The organism is Actinocatenispora comari, assembly GCF_017312725.1.
GTDB classification, from domain to species: Bacteria; Actinomycetota; Actinomycetes; order Mycobacteriales; family Micromonosporaceae; genus Actinocatenispora; species Actinocatenispora comari.
On sequence record NZ_BOPO01000015.1, the window covers coordinates 1 to 13,008 of the forward strand.

Sequence of the window (13,008 nt, forward strand, 5' to 3'; positions counted from 1 at the left end):
CGGTACGCCATCCGGCCCGGCCGGGGTGCGCCGACGGCGGGGCGGGCCCGGATGCGGGTGCCGGCCCGGCCGGCCGTCTCGATCACCGCCTGCTGCCGCAGTTCCCGGTACGCGGCGGCGACGGTGGCCGGGCTGACCTTCAGCTCCGCGGCGAGCGCCCGCACGGTGGGCAGCGCGTCGCCGGGGGCGAGCTCGCCGCCGGTGACGGAGCTCTCGATGCTCGCGGCGATGTCCGCCGAGGTACGCCCGTGATAATGTGCTGTCACAATCAATAGATTGTACTAGAACAAACCCGGGAACACATCGAGGGGCACGCCATGACCTACCCCGCCAGTACGAGCACCACCCCCCGCCGGTATCCGGACCGGATGCACCGCGACCGCGAGACGGTGCACCAGATCCTCGACGAGGCGCTGTACTGCCACCTCGGTTACGTGGTCGACGGGCTGCCGCGGGTCGTGCCGACCGTGCACGTGCGCATCGGGGAGACCGTCTACCTGCACGCCTCCACCGGTGCCAGCAGCTCGCTCGCCGCCCGGGACGGCGGGCTGCCGGTCACGGTCGCCGCGACGCTGCTGGACGGGCTGGTGTTCGCCCGCGCGCAGGCACACCACTCGGCGCCGTACCGGTCGGTCATCGCGCACGGGCTGGCCCGCCCGGTGACCGACGAGCAGACCAAGCTCGCGGTGTCCGCCGCGCTGGTCGACAAGCTCGCCGCCGGCCGCTCCGCCGACTCCCGGCCGCCCAATCGCCGGGAGCTGGCCAGCGTCGGCATGCTGGCGCTGCCGCTGACCGAGGCCGCGGCGAAGATCCGGCCGGCCACCGTGGGCGACGACGAGGAGGACCGCGACCTGCCGTACTGGGCGGGGGTGCTGCCGCTGCGCACCGTAGCCGCCGCACCGGTGCCGGACAACGACCGCGTGCTGCCGTCGTACCTGGTGGGGTGGCAGCGGGGCGCCGAGCCCGCGCGGTCGCCGTGGCTGACCGCGGAGCCGGTCACCGGCACGCGGGTACGGCTGGAGCCGCTGTCGCTCGACCACGTCGACGACCTGTTCGAGGCCGGCCGCGACCCACGGGTCTGGCGCTGGCTGTCCGGGCCGCAGCCGACCGACCGGGCCGAGATGGCGCGCGAGGTCACCGGCGCGCTGACCGCCGCGGCCGCCGGCGACCGGGTGCCGTGGGCGCAGATCGACCTCGCCACCGGCCGGGCGGTCGGCGTGACCAGCTACTACGAGGTGGTACCGGCGCACCGGCGGCTGGAGATCGGCTACACCTGGCTCGGCTCGGCGTACTGGCGGACCGGGCTGAACACCGAGTCCAAGCTGCTGCTGCTGACCCGGGCGTTCGAGACGCTCGGCGCGCGCCGGGTCTCCTGGCGTACCGACATCCGCAACGAGCGCTCGCAGCAGGCCATCGAGCGGCTCGGCGCCACCCGCGAGGGGGTCTTCCGGGCGCACATGCAGCGGGTGGACGGCAGCGTGCGGGACACCGTCTACTACGCGATGACCGCGGACGAGTGGCCGGCCGCCCGCGAGCGGCTCCGGGCGCGCCTCACCCGCGGCTGACCCCGACCGGCACCGCGCAACCACCCGACTGGCGCCATGCCGCCGCCCGGCCTGTCACCGCGCAACCCGGCCGACCTCGCGCCGCGCAACCGCCTGACCGGCCCGTGACCCGGCGAACCGGCGTGTTCGCCGCGAACCACCCACGGCGGCCCGCCCGGACCGCCGTACCGGCGGGGTGGCCGAGAGCGTCAGACCCGCGCGGCAGGATGAAGGGATGGCAGACGAGGAGGCGCTGGCCGGGTTCGGTCCAGCCACCCGGCAGTGGTTCGACGCCGCGTTCGCGGCGCCGACCGCCGCGCAGGCCGGCGCGTGGTCGTCGATCCGGTCCGGGTCCAACACGCTGGTGGTGGCGCCGACCGGGTCGGGCAAGACGCTCGCCGCCTTCCTCTGGTCGCTGGACCGGCTCGCCGCCGAGCCCCCGGCCGAGCCTGCCCGGCGGTGCCGGGTGCTCTACGTCAGCCCGCTGAAGGCGCTCGCGGTCGACATCGAGCGCAACCTGCGCGCCCCGCTCGCCGGCATCGGCCAGGCCGCCCAGCGGCTCGGCACCGACCGGCCGGACATCACCGTGGGCATGCGCACCGGCGACACCCCGGCGGCGGAGCGGCGCAGCTTCGCGAAGACTCCCCCGGACATCCTGATCACCACCCCGGAGTCGCTGTTCCTGCTGCTCACCTCGGCGGCGCGGGAGGCGCTGCGCGGCGTCGAGACGGTGATCGTGGACGAGGTGCACGCGGTGTGCGCCACCAAGCGCGGCGCGCATCTCGCCCTGTCGCTGGAGCGGCTGGACGCGCTGCTGCCCACCCCGGCGCAGCGGATCGGGCTGTCCGCCACGGTGCGGCCGGTCGACGAGACCGCCCGGTTCCTGGCCGGCAGCCGCCCGGTCCGGGTGGTCGCGCCGGCGTCCGGGAAGACCGTCGAGCTGTCGGTGCAGGTACCGGTGGCCGACATGACCGCGCTCGACGAGGTGCCGGCCGAGGAGGACGACCCGTACGATCCGGCGTCGCCGCCGCCGCGCCGGCCGTCGATCTGGCCGGCGGTGGAGAGCCGGGTGCTGGACCTGATCCTCGCGCACCGCTCCACCATCGTGTTCGCGAACTCCCGCCGGCTCGCCGAACGGCTCTGCGCCCGGCTCAACGAGCTGCACGCCGAACGACTCACCGGCACCCCGCCACCCGACGAGCTCGGCCCCACCGATCCCCAGCCCACCCACGAGCTCGACCCCACCGGCCACCCGCCGACCCACGAGCTCGATCCCGTACCGCAGCGGCAGCTCTCGGCGGTGGGCGGCGCCGCGGCCCGGTTCCCGGCCGAGGCGGTGGGCGAGTCGGGGGTGACGGCCGGCGCCGCCGCGGTCATCGCGCGGGCCCACCACGGTTCGGTCTCCCGGGAGGAGCGCAAGCTGATCGAGGAGCAGCTCAAGTCCGGGCTGCTGCCCGCCGTGGTCGCCACCTCCAGCCTGGAACTCGGGATCGACATGGGCGCGGTCGATCTGGTCGTCCAGGTCGAGGCGCCGCCGAGTGTCGCGTCCGGGCTGCAGCGGGTCGGCCGGGCCGGCCATCAGGTCGGCGCGCCGAGCCGCGGTGTGGTGTTCCCCAAGCACCGTGGCGACCTGGCGCCGTGCGCGGTGGTCGCCACCCGGATGCGCGGCGGCGAGATCGAGGAGCTGCACTACCCGCGCAACCCGCTGGACGTGCTGGCGCAGCAGATCGTCGCGATGGTGGCACTGGACGACTGGTCGGTGCCGGACCTCGCCGCCCTGGTGCGCCGGGCGGCGCCGTTCGGCGAGCTGCCCGACTCGGCGCTGCACGCGGTGCTGGACATGCTCTCCGGCCGGTACCCGTCGACCGCGTTCGCGGAGCTGCGGCCCCGGCTGGTGTGGGACCGCGCCACCGAGCAGCTGTCCGGCCGGCCCGGCGCGCAACGGTTGGCGGTGATCTCCGGTGGCACCATCCCGGACCGCGGCCTGTTCGGCGTCTACCTGGCCGGCGCGGAGAAGGCGGCCCGGGTCGGCGAGCTGGACGAGGAGATGGTGTACGAGTCGCGGGTCGGCGACGTGTTCCTGCTCGGCTCGACGAGCTGGCGGATCGAGGACATCACGCCGGACCGGGTGCTGGTCTCCCCCGCGCCGGGCGTGCCGGCCCGGATGCCGTTCTGGAAGGGCGACACGGTCGGCCGGCCGGCCGAGCTGGGCCGCGCGATCGGCGCGCTGCAACGGCAGGTGGCGGGCGCCGACCCGGCGGCCGCCACCGAGGCGCTGCGGGCCGCCGGGATGGACGACTGGGCCGCCGACAACCTGGTGCGCTACGTCGGCGAGCAGCGGGAGACCGCCGGGCACGTGCCGGACGACCGGACCATCCTGGTGGAACGGTTCCGCGACGAGCTGGGTGACTGGCGGCTGGTCGTGCACTCGGTGTTCGGCGAGCGGGTGAACGCGCCGTGGGCGCTCGCGATCGCGGCCCGGCTGCGCGAGCGGTACGGGCTGGACGCGCAGGCGCAGCCGGCGGATGACGGCATCGTGGTGCGGTTGCCGGACACCGCGGACGAGCCGCCCGGCGCCGATCTGGTCGCGTTCGACGCCGACGAGCTGACCCAGATCGTCCGGGACGTCGTCGGCACCTCGGCGCTGTTCGCCTCCCGGTTCCGGGAGTGCGCGGCACGGGCGCTGCTGTTGCCGCGACGCGATCCGCGGCGCCGCCGGCCGTTGTGGCAGCAGCGGCAGCGAGCCGCCCAGCTGCTCGACGTGGCCCGGGAGTACGACGACTTCCCGATCACGCTGGAGGCGGCCCGGGAGTGCCTGCGCGACGTGTTCGACCTGCCGGCGCTGGGTGAGCTGGCGACCGCGATCGCGTCCCGGTCGGTCCGACTGGTGGAGGTGGAGACGCAGCGGCCGTCGCCGTTCGCCCGGTCGCTGCTGTTCGGCTACGTCGGCGCGTTCCTCTACGAGGGTGACGCGCCGCTGGCGGAGCGGCGGGCGGCGGCGCTGGAGCTGGACCCGGTGCTGCTGGCGGAGCTGCTCGGCGCGGCCGAGCTGCGCGAGCTGCTCGATCCGGAGGTGGTCGCGGAGACCGAGCGGCGGCTGCAGTGGCGCACCCCGGACCGGCGGGCCCGCGACGTCGAGGACGCCGCCGAGATCCTCCGCCTGATCGGCGATCTGTCCACTGTGGAGGCTTCGGAGCGCGGCATCGACCCGGCGTGGCTCGACGAGCTCGTCGCCACCCGCCGGGCCATCGTGGTCCGCATCGCCGGGCTCGACCGGGTGCTCGCGATCGAGGACGCCGGCCGGGTCCGGGACGCGCTCGGCGTGGCGCTGCCGGTCGGCGTGCCGGAGGCGTTCACCGAGCCGGTCGCCGATCCGCTCGGCGACCTCGTCTCGCGGTACGCGCGAAGTCACGGGCCGTTCCACGCGGCGAGCTGCGCGGCCCGGTTCGGGCTGGGGGTGGCGGTGGTGGAGCAGGCGCTGCACCGGCTGGCGGCGACCGGGCGGCTGGTGACCGGCGAGTTCACCCCGGGCGGCACCGGCGTGGAATGGTGCGACGCCGAGGTGCTGCGGATCCTGCGCCGCCGGTCGCTCGCCGCGCTGCGTCGCGAGATCGAGCCGTCCCCGCCGAAGGCGCTCGCCGCGTTCCTGCCGCAGTGGCAGCAGGTCGGTACGGGTGGGCGCGGGGTCGAGGCGGTCGCCGCCGCGATCGAGCAGCTCGGCGGGGTGGCCGTCCCGGCGAGCGCGCTGGAACGGTTGGTGCTGCCGGCCCGGGTGGCCGACTACACGCCGGCCTACCTCGACCAGTTGTGCTCGTCCGGCGAGGTGGTCTGGGCCGGCGCCGGGGCGCTGCCGTCCTCGGACGGCTACCTGGTCCTCGCGTTCGCCGACACCGCCGAGCTGCTGCTGCCGCCGCCGGTGCCCGACCTCGCCGTCGGTGAACTGCACGCCGCGCTGCTGGACGCGCTCGACGCCGGGCAGGCGCTGTTCTTCCGCGACCTGGCCGACCGGGTCGGCACCGCGCTCGGCGCACCACCGGCCGACGAGGAGCTCACCGCGGCGCTGTGGGATCTGGTCTGGGCCGGGTACCTGTCCAACGACACGCCGGCGCCGCTGCGCGCACTGCTGTCCGGCGGCGGCGCGCACAAGTCCCGCCCCGCCCCGGCCCGCGCCCGGTACCGGCGGGGCGGCCGGTCGGGCATCACGCTGCGGCGCGGTGGGCTGCCGTCCCGGGGCGGGCCGCCGAGCGCCGCCGGCCGGTGGTACCGGCTGCCCGAGCGCGACGCCGACCCGACCCGCCGCGGCGCCGCCCGGGCGGAGGCACTGCTGGAGCGGCACGGCGTGCTGACCCGCGGCGCGGTCGCCGCCGAGCAGGTCCCGGGCGGCTTCGCCGCGGTGTACCCGGTGCTCGCCGCGCTGGAGGAGCGCGGCGCGGCCCGCCGCGGGTACTTCGTCGAGTCGCTGGGTGCGGCGCAGTTCGCGGTGCCGGGTGCGGTCGACCGGCTGCGCGCGCTCGCCGACCGTTCGTCGGATGTGGACGGCGCCGGCTGGGCCCGTCGGCCGGGACCGCCGTCGCCGCCGCTGGTGCTGGCCGCCACCGACCCGGCCAACCCGTACGGGGCGGCGTTGGGCTGGCCGACCCGGCCGGTCGCCGAGTCCACCACCGGGCACCGGCCGGGGCGCAAGGCCGGCGCGGTGGTGGTGCTCGTCGACGGCGACCTCGCGCTGTACGTGGAGCGCGGCGGCCGGACCATCCTGTCCTATGTGGACACACCGGAGACGCTGCTGGCGGCGGCGCGGGCGCTGGCCGACGCGGTGCGCTCCGGCGCGCTCGGCGCGCTCGCGGTGCAGCGCGCCGACGGCGAGCCGGTCACCGCGACACCGCTGTCGGCGGCGCTGACCGAGGCGGGCTTCCGGCTCACCCCGCGCGGGCTGCGGCTGCGCGCCTGAGCCGGACCCGATCGAGTAACCGGCGAAACGATTACACCGGTTGCGCTCGCGCACGGCCAACCGGCATACTTCGTTCACTGGTTACCTACGGCCCCGATCACCTGAGGATTCGGCGACCTGCGGTTCCGGTGACCGGCCCGACGGACCATACGACGCACCGAGGAGGCACCACGCCATGACCGGCATCGCCCGACTCACCACGATCGTCCTGGACTGTCCCGACCCGCGGACGCTCGCCGCGTTCTACGCGGAGCTCACCGGCTGGCCGGTCACCGAGACCGACGACGAGTGGGTCGACCTGGCCGACGACGGCGCCGGAGTGCGGCTGGCCTTCCAGCGGGTCGACGACTACCAGCCGCCGCGCTGGCCGGGCCAGGACCGGCCGCAGCAGTTCCACCTCGACCTGGACATCGAGCCGACCGAGCTGCCGGCCGCGCAGGACAAGGTGCTCGGCCTCGGCGCGACGCTGGCCGAGACGCAGCCCGGCACCTCGTTCCGGGTCTTCCTCGACCCGGCCGGGCACCCGTTCTGCCTCTGCTGGTGACACCCGGCGCTGCCGGTGACACCCGGCCGGCGGCACCGGTCCTCGCACCCCGGCGAGGCGGCGACCACCCGGGCCGGTTACAGCTTGGCGACCTGCGGCATGACCTCGGCGGCCACCAGGTCCAGGTGGTCCAGGTCGGACAGGTCGAGCGTCTGCAGGTACATCCGGCCGGCACCGCGCTCGGCGTAGGCGCCGATCTTGTCGACCAGCTCGTCCGGGGTGCCGGCCAGCCCGTTGGCGCGCAGCTCGGGCAGCTCGCGACCGATCGCGGCGGCCCGCTCGCGCAGCTGCGCCTCGGTCCGGCCGCAGCACAGCACCTGCGCCGCCGAGTACCGCATCGACTCCGGGTCGCGGCCGGCCTGCTCGCACGCCGCCCGTACCCCCGCGAACAGCCGGGCGGTGTCGTCCAGGCCGGCGAACGGCACGTTGAACTCGTCGGCGTAGCGGGCCGCGAGCCGCGGCGTGCGCTTCGCGCCGGAGCCGCCGATCAGCACCGGCGGGCGCGGTGACTGCGCCGGCCGGACCAGCGGCGGCGCCTCGCTGAGCTGGTAGTACTCCCCGTCGTAGGAGAACGTCTCGGTGGCCTCCCACAGCCCGGTGATGATCGCGAGCTGCTCGGAGTACCGGTCGAAGCGCTCGCGCAGCGTCCCGAACCGGATCCCGTAGGCGGTGTGCTCCTGCTCGTACCAGCCGCTGCCCAGGCCCAGCTCGACCCGCCCGCCGGACATCCGGTCCACCTGCGCCACCGCGATCGCGAGCGGCCCCGGCAGCCGGAACGTGGCCGCCGACATCAGCGTGCCGAGCCGGATCGTGGTGGTCTCCCGGGCCAGCCCGGCGAGCGTGATCCAGGCGTCGGTCGGCCCCGGCTCCCCGGACCCGTCACCCATCTTCAGGTAGTGGTCGGAGCGGAAGAACGCGTCGTAGCCGCACTCCTCGGCCCGCTGCGCCACCCGCAGCAGCTCGTCGTAGCTGGCACCCTGCTGGGGCTCGGTGAACACCCGAAGCTGCATGACCCACCCGTCCGTACGGCATCGCAGACCAGCCCGACGCTACCGCGCGTCGCCGCCCCGGCGGTGCGGCACGGTTCACAAGGACCGCGCCGTACCCCTGCGCCGACGGGAATCGCCATGCCCTCCTGGACCGACCGTATCCGTACCGCCACCGACAGGGCCCGGCAGATCGCCGCCGACGGCGACCTGCCGCGCGGTGTGGGACGGCTGCTCGGCCTGTTCGGCGCGATCGCGATCGGCCGGGCCGAGTTCGGCTTCGACGGCGACACCGTGCCGGTGCGGTGAGCGCCGCCGAGGCGAAGCAGCGCGGCCTCCCGCTGGTACGGCATCGGACCGCACCACGAGATCCGGCTGGAAGGGCAGGTCAGCGCGGCACTCGACCGGCATCGGTAGGCTGGCCGTCGTGACCGACACGGGCGGGTACAGGTGGATCAGCCTCACCACCGACTACGGCACTGTCGACGGGTTCGTCGCGGCCTGCAAGGGCGTCGTGGCGACCATCGCACCGGCCGTCTCGATACTGGACGTCACCCACCACGTGCCGCCCGGTGACGTGCGCCGCGGCGCCCTGGTGCTGGCGCAGACGCTGCCGTTCCTGCCACCCGGCGTGCACGTCGGCGTCGTCGACCCCGGCGTCGGTACCGCCCGGCGCGCGGTGGCGATCCGGGCCGGCGGCAGCGTGCTGGTCGGCCCGGACAACGGCCTGCTGCCCTGGGCGGCGACCGAGCTGGGCGGCGCCGACCGGGTCGTCGTGCTGGACCGGCCCGACTGGCACCTCACCGCGGTGCGCTCCACCTTCCACGGGCGGGACATCTTCGCGCCGGTCGCCGCACATCTCGCCACCGGCCGCCCGTTCGAGCAGGCCGGCACCCCGATCGATCCGGCGGAGCTGGTCACGCTCACCGAGCCGGTGCTGCGCGCCGGCCACGGGTACGTCGAGGTCGAGGTGCTCACCGTCGACCGGTTCGGCAACGTACAGCTGGCCGCCGGCCCGGAGGTGCTGGCCGAGCTGGGGCCGAAGGTCGCGGTCGCCGTCGCGGCCGGCGCCGCGGCGTTCCAGGTGCGTACCGGCGACACGTTCGGCTCGGTGCCGCCCGGGGTGCTGCTGCTCTACCTCGACTCGGCCGACCACGTGACGCTGGCGGTCAACGGCGGCTCGGCGGTGGAGCGGCTGGCGCTCGCCCCCGGCGACGTGATCCGGCTGTCCCCGGCCTGACCCACCGCTCGGCTCGCGCCGACCTGACCCACCGCTCGTCTCCCGCCGGCCTGACCCACCGCGCGGCTCCCGCCGGCCTGGATCGTCGGCCGGCGGTACCCGGCGGTGGCCGTCACGGCACGGCCCGGCCGGGTGGGCTCCCGGCTCGCTCCGCCGCACGGCGGTCCCGGACCGCGTCCCGCCGCACCGGGGCGAACCGCCGGGCGGCCAGCGAAACCGCGGCGAGCCGCCGGGTGTCGAGCCGCCCGGTCGGTCGCGCCCAGGGCAGCCGGCCCGGCCAGAGCGTGCCGACCAGGCCGCGACGGGCCAGCAGCGGCCAGAACGCGACGCCGACGAACAGGCACAGCAGGTGACCGAGCGAGGTGAGGTCCGCGGCCACCGCGAGCGCGCCGCCGGCACCGGCGGCGGAGAGGCCGAGCATCGGCCACCGCAGCGTCCGCGGCAGCAACCCGAGCACCGCACCGAGGCCGGTCAGCAGCAGGTAGCTCGCGCCGACGTCCAGCCGGCTCAGCGCCGCCGCCGGCAACGTCCCGGCGTGCACCGCGACGGCCACCCCGGCCTCGGTCGCCAGGCTGACCCCCACATGCCCGGTACCCACCAGCGCCAGCGCCCGCAGCCCGCCGAGTCGGCGTTCCAGCGGGGCGAGCGTCACCGCGAACCCCACCGCGTACGGCAGCCAGACGCCGCCCGGCAGCCACACCGCCGACGCGACCAGCGCCCGCACCGGATGGCTGGTCAGCTCCACCACGTTGGTACTGGAGGCGGCCAGCAGCCGGGTCGTGTCATCGGTGTCGAGCACCCGGAGCAGGATCACACCGGCGAGCAGCGCCAGCAGGTAGCAGAACGTGACGGGGGTCTCGCGTGGCCCGGGCAGGGCGCGCCGCACGGTGCGGACCAGCCGGGTCCGGCGCGGGGGGTTCTGCGGCACTGCCACCTCCCGGTGCAGTACGCCTCGGCTGCGGCACACCGACCTGGCAGACGCGGGGCCAGGGGGTGCGGTGATCGGTGCGTCCGGCCACCGCACCGACTGTCGCCGAGAACCGGACGCTCGCCAAGTCACGACCCGGACAGCGCGGAACACAGCACGCGTGAGTCCGGCCACTCCCGCCGCCCAGCGCGCGGGCCGGGCACCGGCGAGCCGGCACAGAAGGGTCGGGGGCACGGCGCGAGCGGGAACAGCGCGCGGCGGCCGGCACAGCAGGGTCAGCGCGGGCGGGCACGGGCCAGCCGGCGCGAGCGGGTCAGCTGGCGGGCTCGCGCAACTCGGCGAGGCCGGCGGCAAACGCGGCCATCCGGTCCGCCGCCTCGGTCAACCGGTACTGCGCGCCGGCGTCCATACCGACGCCGCTGGCGGCCGCGGCGGCCGTCGCGGCGGCGAGCCGTTCGTAGGTCGACACGCCGTCCGCGAGCTGGCCGGACAGCGTCTGCCGGGCCGCGGCCAGCGTGGGCGCCGCGTCCGGGCCGGCGAACCGGGACGCCTTCTCCACCGTGAGCAGCCGATGTGCCAGATCGCGCAGCGCCCGCTCGCCGTCGGCGGCCTCGGCGAGCGCCTCGTCCACGTACTCGCTACGGGTGCCGGCACGGACGTCGTCGAGGGTGCGCACCGCGGTGCCCAGCCGGGCCATGGGAGCCGCCGCGGCCGTCCCGCCGTACCGGCGCCGCTCGGCCCGCCGACCGACCTCGTCCACCGCGGCCCGGGCCAGCGGGTTGGCGGCCAGCGCCGCCCGCATCGCCTGTCGGACCGCCTCACCGGCGCCGACCTGCGGCCGCTCCGGCGGCAGCGGCTCCGCGGCGAGCGCGTGGTAGTCGCGCCACCGGAACACGGCGAGCGCCACCGAGACGCCCGCACCGGCAGCCCAGGCGGCGTCCGGCAGCCCGATCCCCGCGTACGGAGTGAGGACGGCCGCGGCGCCGGTCAGCCCGGCGCCGAGCACCACCCAGCGCCGAAAGGCGCGCCGCAACCTGCCCAACCGGCGCAGCCGCTGCTCCCGCGTCTCGGCCATCCGGAGCCCTCCCCGACCGGCGGACGCCGCGGACGACAAGCCCGCCCCGGACGCCCGGTGGGCGATCCACCCGCCCGGGCGTCGCTGCGCGAGCGGTCAGCCCGCCGAGGCGTCCTGGTTGCCGTTCTTGTTCATGTTGGCCCGCAGCTGCTCCAGCCGGGCCACCCCGGCGGTCTGCTCGGCGTCGGCGGCCTGCGCCGAACCGGACTCGACCGCCTTCTGCGCGGGCGCGCTGGTCAGCTGCTCGCCGGCCATGCTGGCCCGGATCTGCTCCAACCGCGCGTTGCCGGCCATGTCCAGGCTGGACTTCTGCACCTCGAGCATCCGGCCCTCGACCGAGTTCTGCGCGAGCTCGGCGCGACCCATCGCGTTGGCGTAGCGGCGCTCGATCTTGTCCCGCACCTCGTCCAGCGACGGGGTGTTACCCGGCGCGGCGAGGTCGGACATGCTCTGCAGCGAGTTGGCCACCTGCTCCTGCATCTTGGCCTGCTCGAGCTGGCTGAGCAGCTTGGTGCGCTCGGCGAGCTTCTGCTTGAGCATCATCGCGTTGTCGTCGACGGCCTTGCGGGCCTGCTGGGCCGCCGCGATCGACTGGTCGTGCAGCGTCTTCAGGTCTTCCATCGACTGCTCGGCGGAGACGAGCTGGGTGGCGAGCACCTGCGCCGTCTGCTCGAACTGCTGCGCCTTGGTCTCGTCGCCGTCGGCGCGCGCCTTGTCGGCCATCACCAGCGCCTGCTTGGCCTGCCCCTGGAACTGCTCGACCTGCGACATCTGCCGGGACAGCTTCATCTCCAGCTGCCGCTGGTTGCCGATGACCGCCGCAGCCTGCTGCGTGAGCGCCTGGTGCTGGTGCTGCGCGTCTTCGATCGCCTGCTGGATCTGCACCTTCGGATCGGCGTACTCGTCGATCTTGGCACCGAACAGCGCCATCAGGTATCGCCAGCCCTTGACGAACGGGTTCGCCATTGTTCGCGGTCCTCTCTGCGGCTCTAGCAGCGCCGGCCTCGACGCGTTCGTCCCATCGTGTCAGGCGAGTGCGACCGTCGTCACGCCGCCCCCGGCGGGCGATCGCGGAATCATCGGTACGAAACCGCCGAAACACCACGATGTCCCCGGTGCCGAAGCGCCCGGACCTCGCTTGCCCTGCGGCACGCCGACCTGACTCCACGCCAACCCGCGCACCAGATCAAGTGTGCCTGAACTCGCCGGCAAGTGAGAGTCCCGCCGCCGCTTTATCCGCAATGCCCGGGACACTTCAGGGGCGCCCCTGAGAGCGGGGCCTCAGGCCGCGCACACCACTTCACGCGTCGACCGCCGCGGCGCCGGGCCGACCGAACGAGCCAGCGTGGGCCGCCCACGCATCGCCACCGAGTTGGTCACCGCACCCGACTGCACCGCACCGGCTGGCACCGCGCCCGCCGGCACCGGCTCGGCGGGCGCCGGCTCGGCCGTCTCGGCCTTGTCGGCACCGACCGGGGCGAGCACCCCGGCCATCTCCTCGGCCAGCGCGACCGTGTCGCTCACCTCACGCAGCACGTCGGACAGCTGCACCCCGAGCGCCTCGCAGATCGAGCCCAGCAGCTCGCTCGAGGCCTCCTTCTGACCGCGCTCCAGCTCGGACAGGTAACCCAGGCTCACCTTGGCCTCGGTCGACACGTCCCGAAGCGTGCGGCGCTGGTCCAGCCGCCGTTCACGCAGCGTGTCACCCAGGACCCTGCGCAGCAGGACCATCGCACACCTCCT

11 protein-coding genes are annotated in these 13,008 nt (G+C 75.4%); 5 read left to right on the forward strand and 6 right to left on the reverse strand.

The window, feature by feature from the left end:
• The coding region (locus tag NUM_RS05895; RefSeq protein WP_207123543.1) for a GntR family transcriptional regulator at positions 1-266 on the reverse strand (266 nt) is incomplete at its 3' end.
• 51 nt (positions 267-317) lie between these two features.
• Here NUM_RS05895 and NUM_RS05900 point away from each other — a divergent pair.
• The 3 genes from NUM_RS05900 to NUM_RS05910 all read left to right on the forward strand — a co-directional run bounded on the left by NUM_RS05900 (position 318) and on the right by NUM_RS05910 (position 7,036).
• Complete coding sequence (locus NUM_RS05900; RefSeq protein WP_207123544.1) at positions 318-1,565, forward strand: bifunctional pyridoxamine 5'-phosphate oxidase family protein/GNAT family N-acetyltransferase; 1,248 nt, start codon at positions 318-320, stop codon at positions 1,563-1,565.
• A gap of 214 nt (positions 1,566-1,779) precedes the next feature.
• Complete coding sequence (locus NUM_RS05905; protein ID WP_207123545.1) at positions 1,780-6,492, forward strand: Lhr family helicase; 4,713 nt, start codon at positions 1,780-1,782, stop codon at positions 6,490-6,492.
• Positions 6,493-6,667: 175 nt separating this feature from the next.
• Positions 6,668-7,036, forward strand: a complete 369-nt coding sequence (locus tag NUM_RS05910; RefSeq protein ID WP_207123546.1) for a VOC family protein — start codon at positions 6,668-6,670, stop codon at positions 7,034-7,036.
• 77 nt (positions 7,037-7,113) lie between these two features.
• On the opposite strand, the gene NUM_RS05915 is transcribed toward NUM_RS05910, so the two are convergent.
• Complete coding sequence (locus tag NUM_RS05915) at positions 7,114-8,046, reverse strand: LLM class F420-dependent oxidoreductase (protein ID WP_207123547.1); 933 nt, start codon at positions 8,044-8,046, stop codon at positions 7,114-7,116.
• A 117-nt stretch (positions 8,047-8,163) separates the two neighbouring features.
• Here NUM_RS05915 and NUM_RS37100 point away from each other — a divergent pair, with 117 nt between their 5' ends.
• Together NUM_RS37100 and NUM_RS05920 are read left to right on the forward strand one after the other, a co-directional pair.
• Positions 8,164-8,331: a hypothetical protein gene (locus NUM_RS37100; RefSeq protein WP_225918360.1), complete on the forward strand. Its 168-nt coding sequence runs from the start codon at positions 8,164-8,166 to the stop codon at positions 8,329-8,331.
• 118 nt (positions 8,332-8,449) lie between these two features.
• Entirely contained in the window at positions 8,450-9,262 is an 813-nt protein-coding gene (locus NUM_RS05920) for an SAM hydrolase/SAM-dependent halogenase family protein (protein WP_225918361.1), read from the forward strand.
• Between the two features lie 112 nt (positions 9,263-9,374).
• On the opposite strand, the gene NUM_RS05925 is transcribed toward NUM_RS05920, so the two are convergent.
• The 4 genes from NUM_RS05925 to NUM_RS05940 all read right to left on the reverse strand — a co-directional run bounded on the left by NUM_RS05925 (position 9,375) and on the right by NUM_RS05940 (position 12,996).
• On the reverse strand, positions 9,375-10,190 hold the full coding sequence (locus NUM_RS05925; protein WP_207123549.1) for a rhomboid-like protein: 816 nt from the start codon (positions 10,188-10,190) through the stop codon (positions 9,375-9,377).
• Positions 10,191-10,503: 313 nt separating this feature from the next.
• On the reverse strand, positions 10,504-11,265 hold the full coding sequence (gene pspM, locus NUM_RS05930) for a phage shock envelope stress response protein PspM (RefSeq protein WP_207123550.1): 762 nt from the start codon (positions 11,263-11,265) through the stop codon (positions 10,504-10,506).
• 96 nt (positions 11,266-11,361) lie between these two features.
• Positions 11,362-12,231: a PspA/IM30 family protein gene (locus NUM_RS05935; RefSeq protein ID WP_207123551.1), complete on the reverse strand. Its 870-nt coding sequence runs from the start codon at positions 12,229-12,231 to the stop codon at positions 11,362-11,364.
• A 315-nt stretch (positions 12,232-12,546) separates the two neighbouring features.
• On the reverse strand, positions 12,547-12,996 hold the full coding sequence (locus tag NUM_RS05940; protein ID WP_207123552.1) for a helix-turn-helix domain-containing protein: 450 nt from the start codon (positions 12,994-12,996) through the stop codon (positions 12,547-12,549).
• Positions 12,997-13,008: the final 12 nt, after the last annotated feature.

What these genes read in the sequence shown, in the direction of transcription:
- NUM_RS37100 (WP_225918360.1), top strand. Translation starts at nt 8,164, where the DNA reads ATGCCCTCCTGGACCGACCGTATCCGTACCGCCACCGACAGGGCCCGG.
- NUM_RS05915 (WP_207123547.1), bottom strand. Translation starts at nt 8,046, where the DNA reads ATGCAGCTTCGGGTGTTCACCGAGCCCCAGCAGGGTGCCAGCTACGAC.
- pspM (WP_207123550.1), bottom strand. Translation starts at nt 11,265, where the DNA reads ATGGCCGAGACGCGGGAGCAGCGGCTGCGCCGGTTGGGCAGGTTGCGG.
- NUM_RS05910 (WP_207123546.1), top strand. Translation starts at nt 6,668, where the DNA reads ATGACCGGCATCGCCCGACTCACCACGATCGTCCTGGACTGTCCCGAC.
- NUM_RS05935 (WP_207123551.1), bottom strand. Translation starts at nt 12,231, where the DNA reads ATGGCGAACCCGTTCGTCAAGGGCTGGCGATACCTGATGGCGCTGTTC.
- NUM_RS05940 (WP_207123552.1), bottom strand. Translation starts at nt 12,996, where the DNA reads ATGGTCCTGCTGCGCAGGGTCCTGGGTGACACGCTGCGTGAACGGCGG.
- NUM_RS05900 (WP_207123544.1), top strand. Translation starts at nt 318, where the DNA reads ATGACCTACCCCGCCAGTACGAGCACCACCCCCCGCCGGTATCCGGAC.
- NUM_RS05905 (WP_207123545.1), top strand. Translation starts at nt 1,780, where the DNA reads ATGGCAGACGAGGAGGCGCTGGCCGGGTTCGGTCCAGCCACCCGGCAG.